The sequence below is a fragment of the Streptomyces sp. NPDC056144 genome (genome assembly GCF_042264145.1).
Lineage (GTDB): Bacteria > Actinomycetota > Actinomycetes > Streptomycetales > Streptomycetaceae > Streptomyces.
This window is the reverse complement of the sequence record NZ_JBHJVF010000002.1, coordinates 341,878-364,743: the sequence shown is the minus strand read 5'-3', so window position 1 is coordinate 364,743 and position 22,866 is coordinate 341,878. Positions and strand designations below refer to the sequence as shown.

The 22,866-nt window shown below is 72.2% G+C and carries 18 protein-coding genes; 11 read left to right on the top strand and 7 right to left on the bottom strand.

The annotated features are described in order from the left end of the window. Nucleotides 1-24 precede the first annotated feature (24 nt). The 10 genes from ACFC0Z_RS08135 (at nt 25) to ACFC0Z_RS08090 (ending at nt 15,196) form a co-directional block, all read left to right on the top strand. Nucleotides 25-1,356, top strand: coding sequence for an ABC transporter substrate-binding protein (locus tag ACFC0Z_RS08135; RefSeq protein WP_376434038.1), 1,332 nt, complete (start codon nt 25-27; stop codon nt 1,354-1,356). Continuing rightward, nucleotides 1,353-2,321, top strand: a complete 969-nt coding sequence (locus tag ACFC0Z_RS08130; protein WP_376434036.1) for a carbohydrate ABC transporter permease — start codon at nt 1,353-1,355, stop codon at nt 2,319-2,321. Before ACFC0Z_RS08135 ends, ACFC0Z_RS08130 begins: the two co-directional genes overlap by 4 nt. Then, complete coding sequence (locus ACFC0Z_RS08125; RefSeq protein WP_376434034.1) at nt 2,318-3,205, top strand: carbohydrate ABC transporter permease; 888 nt, start codon at nt 2,318-2,320, stop codon at nt 3,203-3,205. Before ACFC0Z_RS08130 ends, ACFC0Z_RS08125 begins: the two co-directional genes overlap by 4 nt. Further along, nucleotides 3,202-6,066 (top strand): AAA family ATPase, encoded by a 2,865-nt coding sequence (locus ACFC0Z_RS08120; protein ID WP_376434032.1) that lies wholly within the window; start codon nt 3,202-3,204, stop codon nt 6,064-6,066. The genes ACFC0Z_RS08125 and ACFC0Z_RS08120 overlap by 4 nt, the downstream gene beginning before the upstream one ends. 133 nt (nt 6,067-6,199) lie before the next feature. Next, nucleotides 6,200-7,036 carry an alpha/beta fold hydrolase gene (locus ACFC0Z_RS08115; protein ID WP_376434030.1) on the top strand — a complete coding sequence of 279 codons (837 nt, stop codon included), beginning with the start codon at nt 6,200-6,202 and terminating at the stop codon, nt 7,034-7,036. Between the two features lie 125 nt (nt 7,037-7,161). Then, entirely contained in the window at nt 7,162-8,247 is a 1,086-nt protein-coding gene (locus ACFC0Z_RS08110; RefSeq protein ID WP_376434028.1) for an LLM class flavin-dependent oxidoreductase, read from the top strand. After that, nucleotides 8,244-8,864 carry an FMN reductase gene (locus tag ACFC0Z_RS08105; protein ID WP_376434027.1) on the top strand — a complete coding sequence of 207 codons (621 nt, stop codon included), beginning with the start codon at nt 8,244-8,246 and terminating at the stop codon, nt 8,862-8,864. The genes ACFC0Z_RS08110 and ACFC0Z_RS08105 overlap by 4 nt, the downstream gene beginning before the upstream one ends. Before the next feature lie 48 nt (nt 8,865-8,912). Then, a complete protein-coding gene (locus ACFC0Z_RS08100) occupies nt 8,913-11,687 on the top strand; it encodes an AAA family ATPase (protein WP_376434025.1) in 2,775 nt (924 codons plus the stop codon). Between the two features lie 230 nt (nt 11,688-11,917). After that, nucleotides 11,918-12,898 (top strand): helix-turn-helix domain-containing protein, encoded by a 981-nt coding sequence (locus ACFC0Z_RS08095; RefSeq protein WP_376434023.1) that lies wholly within the window; start codon nt 11,918-11,920, stop codon nt 12,896-12,898. 24 nt (nt 12,899-12,922) lie between these two features. After that, nucleotides 12,923-15,196 carry an NB-ARC domain-containing protein gene (locus tag ACFC0Z_RS08090; protein WP_376434021.1) on the top strand — a complete coding sequence of 758 codons (2,274 nt, stop codon included), beginning with the start codon at nt 12,923-12,925 and terminating at the stop codon, nt 15,194-15,196. 15 nt (nt 15,197-15,211) lie between these two features. Here the strand turns inward: ACFC0Z_RS08090 and ACFC0Z_RS08085 are convergent, their stop codons facing one another. Together ACFC0Z_RS08085 and ACFC0Z_RS08080 are read right to left on the bottom strand one after the other, a co-directional pair. Then, nucleotides 15,212-16,225: an alpha/beta hydrolase gene (locus tag ACFC0Z_RS08085; RefSeq protein ID WP_376434019.1), complete on the bottom strand. Its 1,014-nt coding sequence runs from the start codon at nt 16,223-16,225 to the stop codon at nt 15,212-15,214. A gap of 72 nt (nt 16,226-16,297) precedes the next feature. Continuing rightward, nucleotides 16,298-17,254, bottom strand: coding sequence for a helix-turn-helix domain-containing protein (locus tag ACFC0Z_RS08080; protein ID WP_376434017.1), 957 nt, complete (start codon nt 17,252-17,254; stop codon nt 16,298-16,300). 161 nt (nt 17,255-17,415) lie between these two features. Here ACFC0Z_RS08080 and ACFC0Z_RS08075 point away from each other — a divergent pair, with 161 nt between their 5' ends. Continuing rightward, the gene (locus ACFC0Z_RS08075; protein WP_376434015.1) at nt 17,416-17,598 is read left to right on the top strand and encodes a hypothetical protein; all 183 of its coding nucleotides are present in this window, start codon (nt 17,416-17,418) and stop codon (nt 17,596-17,598) included. Between the two features lie 31 nt (nt 17,599-17,629). On the opposite strand, the gene ACFC0Z_RS08070 is transcribed toward ACFC0Z_RS08075, so the two are convergent. The 5 genes from ACFC0Z_RS08070 to ACFC0Z_RS08050 all read right to left on the bottom strand — a co-directional run bounded on the left by ACFC0Z_RS08070 (nt 17,630) and on the right by ACFC0Z_RS08050 (nt 22,658). Further along, on the bottom strand, nt 17,630-18,202 hold the full coding sequence (locus ACFC0Z_RS08070) for an antibiotic biosynthesis monooxygenase (protein WP_376434013.1): 573 nt from the start codon (nt 18,200-18,202) through the stop codon (nt 17,630-17,632). Between the two features lie 65 nt (nt 18,203-18,267). Next, on the bottom strand, nt 18,268-19,878 hold the full coding sequence (locus tag ACFC0Z_RS08065) for a multicopper oxidase family protein (protein ID WP_376434011.1): 1,611 nt from the start codon (nt 19,876-19,878) through the stop codon (nt 18,268-18,270). Further along, a complete protein-coding gene (locus tag ACFC0Z_RS08060) occupies nt 19,875-20,363 on the bottom strand; it encodes a hypothetical protein (RefSeq protein WP_376434009.1) in 489 nt (162 codons plus the stop codon). Before ACFC0Z_RS08060 ends, ACFC0Z_RS08065 begins: the two co-directional genes overlap by 4 nt. A gap of 196 nt (nt 20,364-20,559) precedes the next feature. Then, nucleotides 20,560-21,564, bottom strand: a complete 1,005-nt coding sequence (locus ACFC0Z_RS08055) for a class I SAM-dependent methyltransferase (RefSeq protein WP_376434007.1) — start codon at nt 21,562-21,564, stop codon at nt 20,560-20,562. 14 nt (nt 21,565-21,578) lie between these two features. Further along, entirely contained in the window at nt 21,579-22,658 is a 1,080-nt protein-coding gene (locus tag ACFC0Z_RS08050) for a type III polyketide synthase (RefSeq protein ID WP_376434005.1), read from the bottom strand. Nucleotides 22,659-22,866 lie beyond the last annotated feature (208 nt).

Here is a 22,866-nt window from a genome sequence, read left to right as displayed (position 1 = left end):
CGGGCGATCGGAGGAAGCACACCCATGAGGTTCGGCGCGAGGCTCGCGCTCGCCGTCATCACCCTCGCCGCCACCGCCACCGCCTGCGGCACCCCGCAGGACAGCGGTTCGCGGTCGCACACCACCGCGGACTGCGCACCGTACGCCCGCTACGGCACACACCCCGGCACTCGGGTCACGGTGTACGCGGAGAACCGGGACCGGGAAGCGGACCTGTTCGAGGAGACGTGGGCGGACTTCGCCGACTGCACGGGAATCGACGTCCAGTACGAGGGCGACGGGGAGTTCGAGGCGCGGATCCAGCTCCGGGTCGACGGCGGCAACGCCCCCGACGTGGCGTTCTTCCCCCAGCCCGGCCTCATGGAACGGTTCGCGCGGGCGGGGAAGCTGAAACCCGTGAGCCCCCGTACCGCCGCTCTCGCGCGCCAGGGCTGGTCGGCGGACTGGAACGGCTACTCCACCGTGGACGGCACTCTCTACGGCACCCCGCTGGTCGCGAACGTGAAGTCGTTCGTCTGGTACTCCCCGGCGTTCTTCCGCGACAGGGGCCTGAGCGTTCCCCGTACGTGGACCGAACTGATGGCCCTCACCGAGAAGGTCGCGGCCTCCGGCGTCACACCGTGGTGCGCGGGCGCCGAGTCGGCGGAGGCGACGGGCTGGCCCGTGACGGACTGGATCGAGGACGTCCTGCTGCGCCAGCAGGGCACGGACGTCTACGACCAGTGGGTCGCCCACGAGATCCCGTTCGACGACCCGCGCGTGCTCAGGGCCATGGACACCGTGGGGTCCGTCCTCAAGAACGACCGGTACGCCAACGGCGGCTTCGGTCCGGCGAAGTCGATCGCGTCGATCTCCTTCCAGGAGGCCGGCACCCCGGTCCTGTCCGGTGACTGCGCGATGCACCGTCAGGCCTCGTTCTACGCCGACATGTGGCCGAAGGGCACCGAGATCGGACCGGACAAGGACGTCTACGCCTTCCTCCTGCCCGGTACCGACCCCGCCAGCCGCCCCGTCCTCGGCGGAGGAGTGTTCGCCTCGGCGTTCGCCGACCGTCCCGAGGTGCGGGCGTTCCAGGAGTACCTGGCCACCGCCGAGTTCGCGAACGCGCGCATGAGGAAGGGCCCGTTCGTCTCGGCGCACAAGGGCGTGGACCCGGCGAACGCCGCGACCCCGGTCGACCGGCTGTCCGTCCAGCTGCTCCAGGACGCCAGGACCCAGTTCAGGTTCGACGGCTCGGACCTGATGCCGGCGTCGGTCGGCGCCGGGACGTTCTGGAAGGGAGCCGTCGACTGGGTCGGCGGCGCGAGCACCCGGCAGGTCGCCGGCGCCGTCGAGCGGTCCTGGCCGGAGAGATGATGTCGTTCGACGTCGTCGCCCAGCAGCCCAAGGTCCTGTTCATGCTCCAGGGCCTCGCCGCCTTCGCGGCGGTCGTCGCCCTGCTCCTCCTCACCCTCCACCGGGGGTCGGTACGCGGGCGGGGCGCCGCCCTGATCCTGCTGGCGCCCGCGTTGCTCCTGCTCACGATCGGCCTTCTCCTGCCGGGTCTGCGCACCCTCGCGCTGTCGTTCACCGACAACGGGGGAGACACCTGGGTCGGCCTCGACAACTACGTCTGGATGTTCACCGACCCCGGGGCGCTGGTGGCGCTGCGCAACACCCTGGCGTGGACGGTCCTCGTGCCGCTGACGTCCACGGCGATCGGTCTGCTCTACGCGGCGACCGTCGCGCGGTCGCGGTTCAGGACGTTCGCGCTGGCCCTCGTCCTGACGCCGATGGCCGTCTCCCTCGTCGGGGCAGGCATCGTCTGGAAGTTCGTCTATGCCTACCGTCCCGCGGACGCCGACCAGATCGGGCTGCTGAACCGGCTCGTCGTCGCGTTCGGCGGCGAACCGCGGCAGTGGCTCGTGGACTCGCCCTGGAACGTCCTGTTCCTCGTCGTGGTGACCGTGTGGACCCAGACGGGCCTCGCGGCCGTCCTGCTGACCGCCGCGATCAGAGCCGTACCGCCGGAGCTGACCGAGGCCGCGCGGCTCGACGGGGCGTCCCCCGGGCAGATCCTCCGGCGGATCACCGTGCCGTCGATCAGGCCCGTGCTGCTCGTCGTCCTCCTCGCCCAGGCGATCGGCACCCTCAAGACGTTCGACGTCGTCAGGACCATGACCGGCGGGCAGTTCGACACGGACGTCGTCGCCCACGCCATGTACGAGCAGGCCTTCCGCTACGGCGAGACGGGCCGGGGCGCGGCGCTCGCCGTGTTCCTCTTCCTCCTGGTGACCCCCTTCGTAGCCCACCAGGTCCGGGCGCGGCGGAGGAGCGGGTGAACGGCGTCCGGGAGCGTCTGGCCTCCCGTGCCTTCACGGCGGTCGCCGTGGTGATCGCGGTCCTCTGGACGACGCCGACCCTCGGCCTCCTGCTCTCCTCCTTCCGTCCCGAGGAGGCGATCAAGACGACGGGCTGGTGGACCGTGTTCGGGGCGCCGCGGTTCACGCTCGACAACTACGGCGAGGTGCTGTCCGGCGGAGGGAACGGCTCGGGGCGGCTCGCCGAGTACTTCGTCAACTCCGTCGTCATCACCGTTCCCTCGGTGCTTTTCCCGCTCGTCCTGGCCCTCTTCGCCGCGTACGCCCTCGCCTGGATCGACTTCAGGGGGCGCGACGCGCTCGTCGTGGGCGTCTTCGCGCTCCAGGCCGTCCCGCTCCAGATGGCGCTCGTCCCGCTCCTCAGACTCTTCTCCGAGGGTTGGCTGTTCCTGCCCGCCTGGGACCTCACCGGTGCCGCGAGGTTCGGCCAGGTCTGGTTCGCGCACACGGCCTTCGCCCTGCCGTTCGCGGTGTTCCTCCTCCACAACTTCCTCGCGGGGCTGCCCCGGGACGTGATCGAGGCCGCCCGCGTCGACGGCGCGTCGCACGGGACGCTGCTGCTCCGGATCGTGCTGCCGCTGGCCCGCCCCGCCCTGGCCGCCTTCGCCGTCATCCAGTTCGTCTGGGTGTGGAACGACCTCCTCGTGGCCCTGACGCTGTCGGGCGGAACGGCCGAGACCGCGCCGATGACGGTACGGCTCGCGAACCTGGCCGGGACCTACGGCGACGACTGGCAGCGGCTCACCGCCGGAGCCTTCGTGGCCGCCCTCGTCCCGCTGCTCGTCTTCTTCCTCCTCCGGCGGCACTTCGCCCGCGGACTGCTCGCCGGATCGGTGAAGGGATGAGCCGCGACACGGCCGGCGGGCGAGCGCCGGCGACGGATCTCAGCCGCCCCGGCCTCCGTGGCCGCGAAGCCGAGTTGGAGCGACTGCGCGCCCTGGTCGAAGCGGTGCGCGACGGCGAGGGCGGCGCGGTCGCGCTGCTCCTCGGCGAGCCCGGGATCGGGAAGACCGCGCTGCTGCGGGAGACCGTCGCGCTCGCGCGGGCCCGCGGATTCGCCGTCAGCCACGGACGCGCCGAGGAACTGCACCAGCTGGCACCCCTCGCCTCCCTCGCCTCGGGCCTGCTGCACGGTGACCCGCCGCTGCTCTCCGGCTCGGACTTCGCCGACCTCGCGGGCCACCACGACCAGCGCATCTGGCTCGTCGAGCGGCTGGCCCAGCTGATCGAGGAACGCTCGGCGGGCACGCCCGTGCTGATCGCGGTCGACGACGTTCAATGGGCCGACCCGCTGAGCCGGTTCGCCCTCGGCGTCATGCCGGCGCGACTGCTGAGCTCGCCCGTCCTCTGGCTGCTCACCAGCAGGGAGAACCCGGAGCTGTACGGGCAGGGGTCCCTGGCGACGACCCTTCCCCTGGGGCCGCTGTCCGAGACGGCCCTGGGCGAGCTGGCACGCGACGCCCTCGGCGGGGACGTGCCCGCGCGGGTCGAGCGGCTCCTCGACGGGACGGGCGGCAACCCCTTCCTCGCGGCCGAGCTGCTGTCGGCCGTCGCGGCGACGGGGGCGGAGGGAACGACGGGCCCGGAGGGCACTGCGGGCACGACCGGCACGACGGGCGCCGCAGGTGTGACGGGCGCCGTGGGCGCCCTGGGCGCGGACGGGCCGGAGCCGCCCGAGCGGCTGATCGTCGGCGTACGCGGCCGCATGGCCGACCTGCGGCCGGACACCCTGCACTTCCTGCGGATCGGCTCGGTCCTGGGCCGCGCGTTCTCCCTCGCCGACGCCGCGGCCCTGTGCGGCCGGCCCGCGTCCGCCCTGAGCGCCGAAGTGGGAGAGGCGCTCGCCGCCGGACTCCTCGACGACGACGGCGAACGCCTCCGGTTCCGCCACGACCTGCTCCGCCAGGCGGTGTACGCCGACCTCGCCCCCTCCGTTCGCCGCGCCCTGCACCGGGAGGCCGCCGCCCGGCTCGTCGCGGCCGGCCGGAGCTCCGGCGACGCGGTCCCGCATCTGCTGAAGAGCGCCGAACCCGGCGACACGGAGGCGATCGGACTGCTCCGCACGGCCGCCGACGACGCGCTCGCCGTGATGCCCGACCTCGCCGCCGACCTCGCCGTGCGCGCCCTGGAACTCGTACCGCCGCGTGCGCCCCTGGCGTACGACGTGGGGGAGCGGGCCGTCGTCGCCCTGACCCGCGCGGGCCGGTACACCCAGGCACGGGACACCGGCGACGCCCTGCTCGCCCGGCAGCCGCCCATGGACGTCTTCGCCCGCCTGCAGTGCGTCCTCGGCGACGCGTTCTGGCACCTGGACGACGTCCACGAGCTCACCCGCCGTACGACGACGGCGCTCGCGGCCGTCACCGATCCCGTGATCCGTGCCCGGCTGACCGCACGGCAGGCGCTGGCCCGGTCCCGGGGGCGCGACCTCGGGGCCGCGCGCGAGACGGCGGAACGGGCCCTCGCCGAGGCGGAGCGGTCCGGCGACCGCGAGGCCCGCGTCCTCGCCCTGTGGGGTCTGGGCGAGATCGCCCTCAACGCGGGGGACTGCGCCGCCGCCGTCGCCCACCACACGGCACTGAGCGTCTTCGACGCGGCCTTCCTTCCCGAGGAGGCCGTCGCCCTCATCCACAGCGACGACTTCGACGCCGTACGGCGACTCCTCCGGACGGTCGGCGACGCTCCCGCGCGCCCCGCCATGGTGCTCTGGGCCCAGGGAACCCTGAACCTGGGGCTCGGGCGGCTCGACGACGCGGACGCCGACTTCGTCACCGCCGAACGCCTCGAAGCGGACCTCCAGGTACCCGGCAACCTGGTCAACATTCGCGTCAACCGCGGCCTCGTCGCCCTGCTGCGCGGCGACCGCGAGGCCGCGCGGGAGCACCTGGACCTCGTGCGGTCGGCCGTCGCCGACCGGCCGAACACGGGCAACCACGCCACGCACCGGTTCCTGGAGGCCGTCGTCGCCGACGCCGACGGCGCACACGCGGCGGCGGCCGAACACCTGCGGTCGGTGGGGCGGGACCACCCGTTCCTCCGGTGGCGGCTCCTGCGCCCGCACGTCGTCCAGGCGGTGCGGATCGCCCTGCGCGGCGGGGACCGGCAGACCGCCGAGGACCTCGCGGCACAGGCCGCCGCACACGCCGCCCGTAACCCCGCCGTGCCGACCGCCCAGGGGACGGCCGCCCACGCGGCCGGCCTGGTGACCGCCGACCGCGGTCTCCTGGAGCGGGCGGTGGACATCCTCCTGCGCGGCCCCCGGCCGCTGCCCCTCGCGGCCGCTTCCGCCGACCTCGGCCGCGCCCTGCTGGCCTCCGGCGACCCCGCCGCCACACCCGCGCTGACCCGGGCACACGAGCTGTACTCCCGGGCCGGGGCCGGGGCGGACGCCGATGCGGACCGGGTCCGGGCCGACCTGGAAGGGACCACGAAGCGTCCCGGCCAACGCGCTGGCCGGCGACCGGGCCGGCCCCGGCCGCGTACCGACCAGGGCTGGGACGCGCTCACGGCCTCGGAACGGAAGGTGGCCCGGCTGATCGCCGCGGGCCACACCAACCGTTCGGCCGCCGAGACCCTCGTCGTCTCCCCGCACACGGTCAACACCCATCTGGCGTCGATCTTCCGCAAGCTCGCGGTGCGTTCCCGGGTCCACCTGGCCCGGATCGTCCTCGCGGAGGACGAGGCCGGAGCGTCCGGCGACGAGTGAGCGGGCTCTGCGCCCCCGTGCAAGGGACGGTGCGCGGTACGGCAAGAAGGGGCGCCGGACCGGTCCTAGCGTGACGGGCACACCGCGCCGCTCCGACGCGCGGACCCCTCATCGCGAAGCGAGGAAACTCCCCATGCCGTACATCACCGTGGGCCAGGAGAACACCAACCCCGTCGAGCTGTACTACGAGGACCAGGGGGCCGGACAGCCCGTCGTCCTCATCCACGGCTTCCCGCTCGACGGCCACTCCTGGGAGCGCCAGACCGCCGCGCTCCTCGACGCGGGCCACCGGGTGATCACGTACGACCGGCGCGGCTTCGGGCGCTCCTCGCAGCCGACCACGGGCTACGACTACGACACCTTCGCCGACGACCTGAACACCGTGATGGAGGGCCTCGACCTGCGCGACGCCGTCCTCGTCGGCTTCTCCATGGGTACCGGCGAGGTCGCCCGTTACGTGGCCTCGTACGGCTCCGGCCGTGTCGCCAAGGTCGCCTTCCTGGCCTCCCTGGAGCCCTGCCTGCTCAAGAGCGAGGACAACCCGGACGGCGTGGCTCCGAAGGAGTTCTTCGACGGAGTCGTCGCCGCCGTGAAGGCCGACCGCTACGCCTACTACACGGCCTTCTTCAACGACTTCTACAACCTCGACGAGAACCTCGGCACCCGCATCAGCGAGGAAGCCGTCCGCAACAGCTGGGACACCGCGGCCCGCGGCGGCTCCTTCGCCGCCTCCGCCGCCCCGGCGACCTGGTACACCGACTTCCGCGCCGACATCCCCGCCATCGACGTCCCGGCCCTGATCCTGCACGGCACCGCCGACCGCATCCTCCCGGCCGAGGGCACCGCGCGCCCCTTCCACAAGGCGCTCCCGGCGGCCGACTACGTCGAGATCGAGGACGCCCCGCACGGTCTGCTGTGGACCCACGCCGAGGAGGTCAACGCCGCCCTCCTCGCCTTCCTGGCGAAGTGACGCGCCGCCCCTCGGCGTAGGACAGTCGACCCGCCGGGGTGGCGCCGGAGCCAACCACCGGTGTCACCCCGGCCCCGCGGTTCCCCGGAGCGGGAACCGGACGAGCTCAGGAGAGCGACCACCCCATGCAGTTCGGCATCTTCACCGTCGGGGACGTGACCCCCGATCCCACCACCGGCCGCACCCCGACCGAACACGAGCGGATCAAGGCGATGGTCGCCATCGCGCTCAAGGCCGAGGAGGTGGGGCTCGACGTCTTCGCGACGGGCGAGCACCACAACCCGCCCTTCGTGCCCTCGTCACCGACGACCCTGCTCGGCTACATCGCCGCCCGTACCGAGCGGCTGGTCCTGTCCACGTCCACGACGCTGATCACCACCAACGACCCGGTGAAGATCGCCGAGGACTACGCGGCGCTCCAGCACCTGGCCGACGGCCGGGTCGACCTCATGCTGGGCCGCGGCAACACCGGTCCCGTGTACCCGTGGTTCGGGCAGGACATCCGCCAGGGCATCAACCTGGCCAAGGAGAACTACGCGCTGCTGCGCCGGCTGTGGCGCGAGGACGTCGTCGACTGGGAGGGCACGTTCCGCACGCCCCTCCAGGCCTTCACCTCGACACCCCGGCCCCTGGACGGCGTTCCGCCGTTCGTCTGGCACGGCTCCATCAGGTCCCCCGAGATCGCGGAGCAGGCCGCCTTCTACGGCGACGGCTTCTTCCACAACAACATCTTCTGGCCGGCCGACCACACCAGGCGCATGGTGCAGCTCTATCGGCGTCGGTACGCGCACCACGGCCACGGCACCCCCGAGCAGGCGATCGTCGGCCTCGGCGGCCAGGTCTTCATGCGGAAGAACTCCCAGGACGCGGTACGGGAGTTCCGCCCGTACTTCGACAACGCGCCGGTCTACGGCCACGGCCCGTCGCTGGAGGACTTCACCGAGCAGACCCCGCTGACCGTGGGCTCGCCCCAGCAGGTCATCGAGCGGACCCTGTCGTTCCGGGAGACCGTCGGCGACTACCAGCGCCAGCTGTTCCTGATGGACCACGCCGGTCTGCCCCTGAAGACCGTGCTCGAACAGCTCGACATCCTCGGCGAGGAGGTCGTCCCAGTGCTCCGCAAGGAGCTGGCCGAGGGCCGTCCGGGCGATGTGCCGGAAGCGCCCGCGCACCCGTCGCTCCGCGCCGCCGGGGTGGTGTCCGCCGCATGAGCACCAGGCTGATCGTCGTCTCCGCGGGGCTGAGCACCCCCTCCTCCACCCGCCTGCTCGCGGACCGGCTCACCGAGTCGGCCCGCGAGGAACTCGCCGTCCTGGGGCGCGACGTCTCGACGGAGGTCGTCGAGCTGCGCGAACTGGCAGGCCACCTCGCCAACCACCTCGTGACCGGGTTCCCGCCGCCGCGACTGAACGCCGCGATCGAGGCGGTGACGGCGGCGGACGGTCTGATCGTCGTGACGCCCGTGTTCGCGGCCTCCTACAGCGGGCTCTTCAAGTCCTTCTTCGACGTGATCGACCCGGACGCCCTCACGGGGAAGCCGGTCCTGACCGCCGCGACGGGCGGCACGGCCCGCCACTCCCTGGTCCTGGAGCACGCCGTCCGCCCCCTCTTCGCCTACCTCCGCGCCGTCACCGTCCCCACCGCCGTGTTCGCGGCCTCCGAGGACTGGGGCTCGGGCGGCGACGAGTACACCGACGGCCTGCCCGGTCGCATCCGCCGCGCGGGCGCCGAGCTCGCCGCGCTCATGGCGGCGCGACCGGCACGGGAGGAGCCGGAGGACGACGTCACCGCCCTCGAACGCCAACTGGCCGACCTGCGCTTCGACTGAGACCGGCCCGCATCCGGGCGGTTCGCGTGGTTCATACTGATGTGCCGTATGAGCGTGAACCGAGTGACGACAAGCCCGCTGCCCCTCCGAGGCAGGGACGCCGAACTGGCGTTCATCGAGGAGCGGCTCACCGCGCTGGGCAGCGGCGAGGGCGGGATCGTCCGGGTCGAGGGCCCCGCCGGCATCGGCAGGTCCAGGATCCTCACCGAGGCAGCGGCCGCCGCGCGACAACGCGGCATCCGGGTGTTCGCGGGGGCTGCGGACCCCGGCGAACCGTCCGTACCGCTCGGGCCGCTGCTGGAAGGCGTACTCTCCGGCGACGAACCGCTGTCGTCCGGCCCGCGTCTCAGGGAGCTCGCCGCGGCGCCCGGCCAGCGGTTCTGGCTGCTCCAGGAGCTGGGGGACCGTCTGCGGGAGGCGGCCGGGAGGACACCCCTGCTCGTCGTCCTCGACGACCTCCAGTGGTGCGACGACCTGACCCTCCTCGCCTTCCACACCCTCGCGGCCGGGCTCTCCCCGCACCGGGTGCTGTGGCTCGTCGCCGTGCGGGGCGGCCACGTCCCCTCGGGCGTACGCACCGCGCTGGACCGGATCCGGCAGGCGGGCGCACGCGAGCTCGTCATGGAACCGCTGGAGGACCGCGCGGTCGCCCGGATCGCCGAGGACGTCCTCGGCGCCGCTCCCGGCCCCGACGTCCTGGACCTCGCCCGCCGTGCCGAGGGGGTGCCCCAGCTGCTGATCGAGCTGCTGGCCCCCCTGCGCGAGGAGGCGGTGACGATCGAGGACGGAACGGCCACGCTGCCCGCCGGACCTCCCGCGCCACGACAACTCCCCTCCGTCGCACGCCGACTCGACCAGCTGTCCGACGAAGCACGGGAGCTGGTGCGGGCCGTGGCCGTCGCCGGCGGCACCGTCACCGTCGCGGGCCTCGCCGAACTGCTCGACCGGTCCCCGGTGGGGCTCATCACCGCCGTACGGGAATCCCTCGACGCCGAACTGCTCACCGAGACCGGCGACCTCCTCGCCTTCCGCCAGGACCTGATCCGCGAGGCGGTGGAAGCCGGCCTCCCCCTGCCGCTGCCCCTGCGCCAGTGCCTGCGCCGACAGTCCGCCGGGCTGCCGCCGGAGGCACCCGCGGACGCGGCGGAGGCCGACCGGCTGCGCACCGAAGCGGCGGAGCTCGCGCCCACCGCGCCCGGACCCGCCGCCGAACGGAGCCTCCAGGCGCTGGAACTCGTCGGCGCGACCGCCCCGGAACGTCCGGCGATCATCGCCGAGACGATCCCGCTGCTCTGGCAGACGGGCCGGGCCGCCCAGGCGCGTGAGCTGGGCACCGCCGCCCTGGCCGCCGACGGCCTCGCACCCGAGGGCGAGGCGCTGGTACGCCTCGCCCTGGCACGCCTCGCCGTACCCTTCGACTTCTCCGAAGCGGTCACCCACGCCCGCGCCGGCGCGGCACTCCCCGGGATCTCCGCCGCCGTGCGCGGGCGGCTGCTCGCCATGCTCGCCGTCGGCCTGTCGATGTCGGGCGAGCACGCGGTCGCCGAACAGGTCGCCGCTCAGGCGTGGGAGACCGCCGCGGCCACGGGGGACCGGGGCACCGAGGCCACCCTGACGACGGTCCGTTCGGCCGTGAGCTTCCACCGCATGGCCCTGACCGAGGCGTTCCGGCAGGCCGAGCGGTCCGCCGCGCTGGCCGACGCCCTGGGCGTCAGCACCTCCCTGTGGGTCCCCGAGGCCCTGTGGCACGCCCTCCTGTCGAACACCACCGGGCGCAGCGCCGAGGCCCTCGCCGTCGCGGACGAGGGCATTCGGATCACCGGGGAACAGGGCAGGACGGCCGCCACCCGCATGTGGCGCATGACCCGTTCCCGCGTCCTGCTGGAAGCCGGACGGCTCGCGGACGCCCGCGCCGACTGCGCAGCGGCGACCGCGCCCGACGACCCCGGCCCGGGCAACCTCGCCGACGTCACCCTCCGGTACGTGATGCTGCGCGTCGCCCTCCACACCGGCGACCGGGAGACCCTGCGGACGTACGCGGCGGAGGCGCGGCGCATGCGGACCGACGACGCCCCCGTCGTCCGGCACTTCGGCTCCTGGATGCTGGCGCTGGCGGCCGACGTCGAAGGCCGTCCCGACCGTGCCATGGCCGAACTCGACGCGGTGATGACCTCGCCCGCCGAGGCCCGCCCCGCGTACGCCGGCCTGGTCGACCCCGCCGACGCACCCGTGCTCGTCCGGCTGGCGCTGCGGGCGGGCGCCCTCGACCGGGCCGCGCAGACCGTCGCCCAGGCCGAGCGGCGTGCCGCGCTCAATCCAGGCTTCCCGTTCCTCGCCGCCACCGCCGCGCACGCCCGCGGGCTCCTCGACAACGACCTCGCCTCGCTCGTACGCGCCGTCCGGCTCTACGAGGACAGCCCCCGGGTACTGGCCCGGGCGTCGGCGCTGGAGGACGCCGGACGCAAGCTGGCCGCCACCCGAAAGTCCGAAGCGGTGCCGTACTTGGACACGGCCCTCGCCCTCTACGAGCGCGCGGGCGCCGACCGGGAGGTCGCACGGGTACGCCGCCGCCTGCGGGCCGCCGGGGTCCGCAAGCGCCCTTCACCGGCCGTACCGGACTCCGCGTGGCCCGAGCTGACGGCCGCGGAGACCCGCGTCGTACGACTGGTGGCGCAGGGCCTGACGAACCAGCAGACGGCCGAGCGGCTCTCCCTCTCCCCGCACACGGTGGGTTCGCACCTGCGCCGTGCCTTCACCAAGGTGGACGTCACCTCGCGCACGGAGCTGACCAGGCTGGTCAGGCAGCGCGACTGCGGAGAGTAGTCGCTTCGTATCCCCTGTGGGTGTCGGCGCAATGGACGATTCATGCGATGTGCCGATGTCGTCGTTTCCTCAGAATGATCAAGAACCGCCCGTGGCAGGAGGAAAGCCGCGGGTCACCTGATCAAGAGAGGAACCACGCGTGACCGTCAGGTTGTTACGGGCCGAGGAACCGGTCAACAGGGTCTGAGACCGCTCTCCGCCCGTACGCGCCCCCACGGCTAGGAACCACCATGCCCCCCACACTGATGTCCTCCCGGGCCCCCGAACGGGGTCCCCGCCAGGGACCCGCCCCCACCGTGCCCTCCCCCCGCCCCGGATGGCTGGTCCGGATGCTCGCCGAGCTGCCGGACATCGATGACGGGAACCACGTCTACCTCGGCGTCCACGTCCGGGGGACGGTCACCGTCGGCCGTCAGCGCGCCAGGACCCTCCTGGAGCCGAACGACCTCGTCTTCTGCGACCCGGCCCGACGTCACCACCTCCGCTTCGGCGAGGACGGCCGGATGACCTTCTTCCGGGTGCCCCGGCACTACCTGGGCGTCCCCGAGCTTGAACTGGAGCGGCTGCTCGGCGTCCCCGTACGCGGCGGTGACGGCATCGGAGCACTGGCGTCCGACTTCCTGACCGCGCTCGCCGCCGACGCCGAGTCCCGCCGTTCCCCCAACGAGGACCGGCGTGCCCGTACGGCCGTGCGCCTGCTGGCCGTCCTGGTGTCGGAGCTCCTCGCAACGGACCCGGCGGCCTCGACGGAACCGACGGGTGCGGCGGAGGAGGGGTCCCCGGCGGGCGACGCGATGCTCGCCCGCGTCCACGCCCACATCGAAGAACACCTGACGGACCCCGACCTCTCGCCGGAGTCCATCGCACGCGCCCACCACATCTCCGTCCGGTACCTCCAGAAGCTGTTCCAGAACGACGGCAGCACGGTGAGCCAGTGGGTACGGCAGCGCAGGCTCGAGGCCTGCCGGTGCGAACTGGCCCGCTCCACCCGGAGAACCACCATGGCCGCGATGGCCCACCGCTGGGGATTCAGCAGCCCCTCGCACTTCAGCCGCACCTTCCGCGGCGCCTACGGCATGAGCCCCAGCGCCTGGCAGACCCTGGCGACCTCGGCCTTCGCGCCGATGCCCGCCGACACCCAGGAATCCACGGAATCCACGGAAGCCACGGAAGCCACGAACGCCATGGAATCCACGGAAACCACCGGCTGACCGGCCGAGCCGGAAAGGAGAGTCGTGTACGAGAACAAGTCCTTCGGCACCGTGCTGCGCGGCCTGCGCCAGCGAGGCCGACTGACCATGGAGGAACTGGCCGAGGCGTCGGGCGTCAGCGTCCGGGCCATCGGCGACATGGAGCGCGGCCGCAGCCTGGTCCCGCAGCGGCGCACGGTCGTGGCGCTGGCGGAAGGCCTCGGGCTCACGGACGAGGAGCGCGAGGCGCTGCTGCACACCGTGCGGGCGGCACGCCCCACGCGCGCGGTCGCGGTGGCGGGAACGGTCGTTCCACCACGATCGGTGGGGGACTTCACAGGACGCGAGCCGGAGCTGGCCGTCCTCCGGGCCGCCGCCCTGCGAGCCCGTACAGGCGGCGGCGAGGTGTCGGTGTGGGTCGTCTCGGGCCCGCCCGGGTGCGGGAAGACCACGCTGGCACTGAAGGCGGCGGCGGACCTCGCGGAGGAGTTCCCCGACGGGTGCTTCGTCGTCGACCTGCACGGAGTGGACGGCCCCGTCGACACCGACGAGGCGCTGATGAAGCTGCTGAAGGCCCTGGGAGTGTCGGACCGCCGTCTGGCGCAGGAGGACGCACTGGGGCGCGCGGGGCTGCTGCGCGCGCTCCTTGGCGACCGCCGCTGTCTGGTCGTCCTCGACAACGCCCGCGACGAGGGCCAGGTCCGTGCGCTGCTGCCCGCCGGAGGGCGGAGTCTGGTGCTGGTCACCAGCCGGCGCCCGCTGACCGGACTCGAGGACGTCGGCCGCCTCGCGCTGACGGAGATGGCCCGGGACGAGGCCGTCGAACTCCTGCGACGCATCCTGGGCGAGGAGCGGGCCGACGCGGAGGCCGAGGCCGTGGCGCACGTGGCGGAGCTGTGCGGTCGGCTGCCCCTGGCCCTGCGGGTCGCGGGCAACTGGCTGACGGTCCGCTCCGGATGGACCGTCGCCCACCTCGTACGGCGCCTGGCCGACGAGGAGCGGCGGCTCGGCGCGCTCGCGGCCGGGGACGTACGGGTGGAGGCGGCCTTCGAACTGTCCTACCGGCAACTGACCGGCGAGGCCGCGCGGATGCTGCGGCTCCTCAGCCTGGTCCCGGGCCCGGACATGACCGCCGCCTACGGCGCGGCTCTCACCGCGACCGGCGTCTACGAAGCGGAGGACGTCATGGAGGAGCTCGTCGAGGCCGGACTCCTCCAGGCCACCTTCACCGGACGCTACCAACTCCACGACCTGCTGCGACTGTTCGGCCGCGACCGGCTGTCCCGCGCGGAGGAGGACGGAGACCGGGAAGCGGCGGACGCCCGACTGCGCACCTGGCTCCTGGAGACCTCCGCCGTCGCCGGCCGCTGGTACAAGCCCGGGTACGGCGCGCCGCCGCCCTCCTGGCGGGGCCTGGTCCCGCTGGAGAGCGCGGAGGAGGGCCGTACCTGGCTCCAGAGCGAGGCCCCCTCCTGGCTCGCCGCCCTGCGCGCGGCCGTCCACCGGGGCGAGTACGACCAGGTCGTTCAGGCCACCCATGCCATGGACTGGGTCTGCGACCTGTGGGCCCACTGGGGGCACTGGCCCGAGGTCTTCCGCCTGGGGGCCGAGGCCGCCGCCGCGCTCGACGACCCGTACATGCGGGCGTTCCACCTCAACTGCCACTCCTGGGCCCTCAACACCTGCGAGCAACGCTACGAGGAGGCCATCGAGCAGGCGGAGGAGGCGCTGACCCACGCCCGCCGGGCCGAGGACGTCCACCAGCAGGTCTCGGCCCTGGTGCACGCGGCGAGCGGCTACCGGCAGCTCGGCGACGCCGCGAGGCTCGCCGAACGGTCCCTCGCCGCCATCGAGCTGGCGGAGGCCGCCGGTCACTACGAAGTCTGGCCCCAGGCGATGCGCCTGTACGGAAGCGCCCTGCGCCTGCTCGGCCGAGCAGGCGAGGCCCTCGTCCTCCACCGGCGCGTCATCGCCTTCCTCGACGCCCCCGACTGCCCGCTCAGCGCGCACACGGCCGCCATCTTCCGCGCCACCGCGACGCAGGCGGTCGGACTCGACTACGCCGAGCTGGGGCGGTGGCGGGAGGCCGCGGACCACCTGCGCAGCGCCCAGATCCAGTCGAACCGCATCGGCATCGTCCACCGAGAGGCCGAGCAGCTGCTGCATCTGGGCGAAGCCCTGGTGGAACTCGGCGAGACCGAGGAGGCCCGCTACGTCCTGCGCCAGGTCCTCGCCCTGGGAGACGCGGCCGACGACAAGGAGCTCAAGGCCGCGCGGAAACTCCTGGACACGCTCGCCGGGGAGACGATCGCGGCATGAGAAGCCCCCGACAGGTCACCCTCGATGCCGGTGCAGGGCCACGTGCACGGTGTCGAGGACCTGCACGAGGGCGGCACGGGCGGACGCCGTGTCGCGGAGCCGGTCGAGCACCATGAAACCGTGGATCGTCCCCTGGTAGCGCACGGACACCACCGCCACCCCGGCCGCGCGGAGCTTCGCCGCGTACGCCTCGCCCTCGTCGCGCACCACGTCGGCCTCGCTGGTGACGACGAGCGCCGGGGGCAGCCCGGCGAGCTGCTCCAGGGACGCCCTCAGCGGGGAAGCGGTGGCCTGGCTCCGCTGCCGTACGTCGGGCAGGTACTGGTCCCAGAACCAGCGCATGGTCTCGCGGCCGAGGAGGTACCCGTCGGCGAACTCCCGGTACGAGGGAGTGTCGAAGGCGGCGTCGGTGACCGGGCAGATCAGCACCTGCTGGAGCAGCCGCACCCCGCCGCGCTCCTTGGCGAGCAGAGTCAGCGCCGCGACCAGGTTGCCGCCCGCCGAGTCGCCCACGACGGCCATCCGGCTCCCGTCCAGGCCGATCTCGCCGCCCCGCTCGCAGACCCACCGGGCGACGGCGTAGCACTGCTCGACGGCGACCGGGTACCGCGCCTCGGGGGCGCGCTCGTACTCGACGAAGACCACGGCGGCGTCCGTACCGAGAGCGAACGCGCGCACCAGCCGCTGATGGGTCCCGGCATCGCCGAGAACCCAGCCGAGACCGTGCAGGAACAGCACGACGGGAGCCTCGCCGACGCTGTCGGCCGGCCTGACGACCTGCACCCGTACGTGCCCGGTCGGCCCGCCCGGCAGGGCGAACCACTCCGTGGAGACGGCGTCGTCGCGAGGGTCGGCCTCGTCGCGAAGGTCGGCGTCGTCGCGAGCGTCGGCGTCGGCCTGGAGCATCGCGAGCCCGAGACGGGCCTGCTCCGGGTCCAGGCCGTCACGAGACGACGGACAGGCGTACCGGGACAGGAGAGCCCGAGTGGGATCGTCCAGGAAGGGTCGAGGGGACGGAGGAACGGTCACGCACGGTCTCCTGCCGGGACGGGCCGAAGCGAGTGGGAGGTACGGCGCAGGGCCCCCGGCAGACGCGAGGTCCTACCCCTGGGCGGCGGCACGCACGTCACGCCATTCACGGGGAGAGACACCGTAGGCGGCGCGGAAGGACCGGCTGAAGTGCGCCGGGCTGACGAAGCCCCACCTCTGGGCCACGGCCGACACGGTGGGGGCGGTCCGGCCACGGCGGGCCAGCTCGCGCCCGCACTCCTCCAGACGGCGCTGCCGGATGAGCTGGCCGACCGTGGTCCCCTCGCCCTCGAAGAGGCGGTGCAGGTACCGGACCGAGATCCCCTGCGCCCGGGCGATGCGCTCCGGCGACAGGTCCGGGTCGCCCAGGTTCCGGTTGATGTGGTCACGGACGCGCTGCACCAGATGGCTCGGAGCGTCCGCGTCCGCGCCGCCCGGATGGGCCCGCTCGGCGATCAGCGTCGCGAACAGCTCGACCACGTTGCCGGCCAGCCGGTCGGCGACCGGGGGCGGGTAGCCGTCGGCGGGGGAGGAGGCCAGGGTGGCCAGGAACGGGAGCAGCATCGCGCCGAAGCCGTCCCCGGTACCGATGGCGCTGCCGGTTACCTGCCGTATGTCGCCGTCCGGCACGCCCAAGGTGCGGCGCGGAAGCTGAAAGACATGGGTGGCGAACCGCCGCGGATAGTCGAAGGAGTACGGGCGGGTCGTGTCGTACACCACCAGGTCGCCCTCACCCACCTCGGCCCGCCTGCCGTCCTGGACGAACGTGGCCGTGCCGGCCACCTGGACACCGACCGCCACCAACGCCTCGGACGACCGGGCGATGAGCGCCGGCGTACGACTGACCCGCTTGGCGTCGGCCTCCATGCTGGACACCTGGAGATACCCGAGACGGTCGGCGGAGATCCGGCCGTCGAACGGCCCGTCGCTCCGAGGGGCGACCTCCATCGGCACCAGCGTCCTGCTCACCGCGTCGTTCCAGAACGCGACCTTGTTCCGGTCGGGCACGGAGGCGGTCGTGAACACCACGCTCAATTTCTCTCCGCTCAGGGAAGTGACTCCGGGGACTGCCACGGGCGCCTCGGCGGAACGCCGGGTTCCCGCCCGCGGAGACCAGCCAAGCAGCGGGCCTTCCCCGACTCCAGGCAGAACCACAGGCAGGAATCGGCAGAACAAGCCATCGCGCCCGCGTGGCCTTGGGGGCCGGCCCGGCACGTCACGGCCGCACGGGCGGGCCGGAATACCGCAGGACGGGGAACCTGCTGATCTTCCCGCCCATCGGCGCGGCCCTCTCCGCCCTTCCCGACCCCCGCGCCGGCGTCACCGATGCCGCCCTCGGAGCGGTCACGGACGACAACTACACGTGGGTGTGACCACCTTCCTGCGGGAAACCCGGGAATGCCCTTACGGGGTCAGCCAGTTGCGGAGGAGTCTGCTGACGGTGGGCATGGCGATGTAGGTCATGAGGAGGTTGAAGACGGCCGCGGTCACCGCCGTGCCGAGGGGGAGCGGGAGGGCGGTGAGATGGGGCGTGAGGACGTAACCGGCGACGAGCGTGATGGGGTAGATCGCGAGGGTCGCGCTGATCGCCATCTTCCAGCGGGGCGGGGCGGGCCGCGTGGATCCGGGCTTGGCGAACCAGGTCTCCATGCCGGTCAGGGTGCGGCGGGCGATCTCGATGTGGTGGTGCCCGTGGCAGTCGGCGAACCAGGCCGCCCGCTCCGGCGATTCCTGCCACGCCTGGCAGGCCGCCGCGTCCCGGAAGCGGTGGACGAGGAACCAGGGCGCGTCGCCGCCGGAGGAGCGGAAGAAGCCGTACCCGAGGTGCCCGGGGAAGGCGGCGGCGCTGCCGAGGATGCCGTGCGCCCAGGCCTCGAACGCGGCTTCGTGGCCGGGCTCGACCCGGCGGGCTATCAGCAGGGTCACTTCGCCGGTGTCGGCGGGGACGGTGGCGAGCTCGGGGCTGGCGGTGGGCACGGCTTCTCCAGGGTGATCACGCCGCGCCGTCCCGTACTTTACGCCGTCGTCCCCACCGGGTCGGGCTACCGCGTGCTGAAGTCCCCCATCATGGCCATGTCCTCGTGTTCGAGGTTGTGGCAGTGGAGCATGTAGGTCCCGGCGTAGTCGGTGAAGCGGATGGCGACCTCGACGGTCTGGGCCGGACGGATGTTGATCGTGTCCTTCAGGCCGTGATCGTGCGAGCCGGGCGGCTGGTTGTTGCGGGTGAGGATCTGGAAGGGGTCGAGGTGGATGTGGAGGGGGTGGTGGAAGTTGGTGGTGAAGCGCCAGATCTCGGTGGCACCCAGGGTGGGTTGGGCGAAGTCGTAACCCGGCACGTACGGCAGGCCGTTGATGGTCCAGCCGGAGTCGTTGCCGGTGAGGTGGAAGTCGCGGGTCGTCACGGCCTTGGACGGGTCGAGACGGGGGATCGTGGAGAGCTTGGCGGGGACGCGGGTGTCATCACGCGGAGCGCCGGAGCCGATGTCGAACCGCATGACGTGACTCGTGGAGCCGTCCGCGAGCTGGTTGCGCAGGTGGACCTTGGTGCCCGGGGCGTAGCGGGAGAAGTCGACGACGACGTCGTAGCGCTCGGCGGGGGCGACGTCCAGGGTGTCGTGGGCGACGGGCGCTTCGAGGAGCCCGCCGTCACTGCCGATCTGGACGAAGGGCTGGCCGCCCGGCGGCGGCGGGTCGAGGCGGAGACGGTAGGGGCGGGCGTTGGAGGCGTTGAGAATGCGCAGGCGGTAGCGGAGGCGCTGGGTCTGGTGGACGGGCCAGGGGGCGCCGTTGACCAGGACGACGTCGCCGAGGACGCCGTTCATGTAGGGCGTGGTGACGCCGGGGGTGCGGTGGCGCGGGTCGACGGCCGGGTACTGGAAGGTGCCGTCCTCGTTGAATGAGCGGTCGGTGATCATGAGGGGGATGTCACGGTCGCCCTTGGGCAGCGGGAGTCGCTCTTCCTCGTCGTCGTGGACGATGTGGAACCCGGCGAGTCCCTTCCACACGGCGGCACCGGTGTGGCCCATGCGGTGGTCGTGGTACCAGAGCGTCGCGGCGCGCTGGTCGAAGGGATAGGTGTAGGTACGGCTGCCCTCGGTGAGGTCCATGGCTCCATGACCGCCGCCGGAGCTGGGGGAGCTGGAGGCACCGGAGTGCATCGCGGCCATCTCCGCCATCTCCTGATGGACGTCGTGGGCGGAGTAGGAGCCGTTCGCGGGAAGGATCAGCGAGGTCGGATAGCCGTCGCTCGCCGCCGGGGTGTGCCCGCCGTGGAGGTGGACGACGGTGGGGAGGTCGAGCTCGTTGCGGTGGCGCACGACGGTACGGCGGCCTGACCGGGACACGATGGTGGGCCCGGGGAAGGTGCCGCCGTAGGTCCAGGCCGGGGTCTTGAGCCCGGGCAGGATGCCGAGCTCGGCGTGCTGCGCGGTGATCTCGTAGGTGTCGGTGGTACCGGTGGAGGCGACCGGCTTGAGGACCTGCGGAATCGGCAGCGCGGTGGCGTAGACGGGCGGGAGCGCCGTACGGCTGCGCAGGAGCAGGCCGGGGTGCCCTTCACGGGCGTACGCGCTCAGCAGGGGCCAGCCGGCCGCGGCCAGGGCACCGGTGCCGAGCAGCGCGCCGCTCGCGGTGAGGAGGGTGCGGCGCTTCATCGGGCCGGCTCCCGGTCGACGGGGGCGGGCGCGGAGGCGGGGGCGGGGGCGGGGGCGGGCGGGGCGGCCGGGGCGGGGATGTCGCCGCCGGTCGTGACGTCGGGAGCCTGGCTTCGCGCGGGAAGGGGCGTGGTGAGGGCGCGGTGGGTGAGGAGGGCGACGCCGGCGGTGAGGACGGCCCCGAACAGGACGTGGAAGGAGACCACGCGACCGAGGCCGAGGGCGATCTGCCCGACGAACGCGACGACCAGGACGGCCGCGAAGGTCAGCGGAGCCTTGGGACCCCCGGCGCGGCGGACGAAGTAGGCGGCGATGGCGGTCAGCAGGGCGGTGACGGTCAGGACGCGTGCGCTTGTTCCGTGGAGGGCGAGCATGTCGTAGTGACCACCGAGGAATCCTCCGGCGAGCGCTGCCTGAAAGAGCATCAGGGCGGCGAGCAGGATGGCGGTGACACGCAGGGACAACAGGGATGCACGTAAGGACATGCCTTTGATCCAACCTGAGCCCCCAAGCGGCCGCAACCTCGACTCCGGCTTCTCGTAAGCAAGTTGAGCGGTACTCAGGCGCCACTCAGGCGGTGCTCAGGAGGTGCTCAGGGGGTGCTCCGGTGAAGCTCCGGCGGCTGCGCGAAGGAGACTGCCCGGCCGACCGCCCTGTCGGCCGGGCTTGTGTCGTGCTGTGTTACTGGGTCGTGGCGATGGTGAGGGTGGCGGGGGTGCCGGTGGGGTGGTGGGTGATGGTGGTGTATCCGGCGTTGGTGAGCCAGGTGGTGTAGTCGTTCTGTGTCCAGGTGCCGCCGGTGTTGCTTTTGGCGAGCATTTCGGAGGCGAAGAGGAGGGGGAAGGACGGTCCGCTGCGGTCGTTGTCGACGGTGTAGTCGCAGATGATGAGGGCGCCGCCGGGCTTGAGTGTTTCGCGGATTTTCGCGAAGACGGTGGTGTTGTTTTCGGGGCTTTCCTGGTGGGCGATGTGGGAGTAGAGGGCGATGTCGTAGGTGTGGGTGGGGAGGGGGGTGGTGTGGAAGTCGCCGTTGAGGGTGGTGAATCGGTCGTCGAGGTGGTTTTGGGCGAGGCGTCGGCGGGCGATGGCGTTGATGGGTTCCCAGTCGAGTTGGGTGACGTGGGTGGTGGGGTTCTGCTGGAGCCAGACCTGGGAGAAGATTCCGGATCCGCCGCCGATGTCGAGGATGTTGAGGTTGTCTCGCTTGGTCATGTCGAGGATGTCTGATGCGGTGTGGGCGGCGGGGACGGAGATGCCGGCGATGGCGGTGACGACGTTTTCCCAGTGGGGATTGTCGGCGACTTCGACCATGGGGTGGTGTTCGGGTCCGCCGGTGGTGAAGACGTCGAGGCGGCTGACGAGTTTGTCCATTTCGCCGAGTTTGAGCTGGGCGAAGCCGCTGATGTCGGTGGGTTTGCCTTCGACGAGGTAGTGATCGGCTTCGGGCGTGTTGCGGTAGACGCCTTCCTGGGTCGTCAGGAGTCCGAGTCCGACGAGCCCGTCGAGGAGGGTCTGTGTCCCGCGAAGTGCGAGGCCGGTTTTGGCGGCGAGTTCGTCGGGGGTGGTGAGGCCGTGGTGGATGTGGGTGAAGAGGGAGTTCTGGGTGGCGACGGCGAGGAGGCCGGTGGCCCAGTAGCCGCTGGCGATTTCGAGGATGCGGCCGGGGGAGGGGTGAGGGTGAGTCATCGGGGCTGTTTTCCTTACCGGGACGCGGAAGTCGGGTTTGCGGTTACGGGGGTGTTCCAGGTTCCGAGGGCCATTTCGGCGGTGATGCCGGGGCCGAATCCGGCGATGATTCCGGTGGCGCCGGTGGTGAGGGTGTTTTCTTCGAAGAGGCGGCGGGCGGCGTCGAGGACGACGGCGCTGGCGATGTTGCCGTATTCGGTGAGGGTGGCGGTGGAGTGGCGGAAGGTGTGGAGGTCGACGCCGAGGTATTTGGAGAGGTCGGCGAGGATGCGGGGGCCGCCGGCGTGGATGATGTAGAAGTCGAGGTCGCCGATGTTCCAGCCGTGGCTGGTGGCGAGGTCGGTGAGGACGGGGGCGAGGGGTTCCATGGTGCCGGGGACGCGGCGGTCGAGCTGGAAGTGGAATCCGGTGGAGCGGACGGCGTAGGAGATCCAGTCCTCGGTGTGGGGGATGAGGTAGGCGGCGTTGCGTTCGAGGTGAATGCCGTTGCCGCCCTGTCCGCGGACGACGGCGGCGGCGACGGCGTCGCCGAAGAGGCCGTCGGAGAGCAGCGATCCGATGTTGTCGTCCTCGGGCTGGTAGCACAGCGAGCACAGTTCGCAGGAGACGATCAGGACGTTCGCCTGGGGGTAGGCGGTGGTGAAGTCGTGGGCCCGGTTGATCGCGGCGCCGCCGGCGGCGCAGCCGAGCTGGGCGATGGGGATCTGCCGGGTGTCGGTGCGAAAGCCCATGCTGTTGATGAGCCAGGCGGTCATCGAGGGCATCATGAATCCGGTGCAGGACACGAAGATGATCGCGTCGATGTCGGAGGCCGTGAGGTCGGCGTTGGCGAGGGCTTCCTCGATGACGGCGGGGCACCGCTTCTTCGCCTCGGCTTCGAAGATGAGGTTGCGTTCCTCAAGGCCGGGATGCTGAAGCGTCTTCTCGATCGGCTGCACGATGTGCCGCTTCTGAACTCCGGTGTTACGGATGAGGCGAAGCGCGAGCGGGAGTTGGGGCTTTCCTCGGTGGGCTTCCTCGGCGAAGGCGAGGGTTTCTTCCATCGTGATGATGTACTCGGGCACGTTCACCGACGGTTTGCATAACGTGGGCATGTCCGGTCAGTCCACCTTCTGAGAAGTCAGCAGGGCATGAGCATGGGCATGAGTGATGGGCGCCCTCGTACTTTCACCGAGCACGCTTGCCGCCGACTTGTCTCCAACTTGGTACCCATACGCATTGCCTGTCGCTCGTGCGCTGAACTTCGCACCGAACTTCGCACCCGACTCCGCGCCGAACACGGGACGGGCCCCGACTGGATGT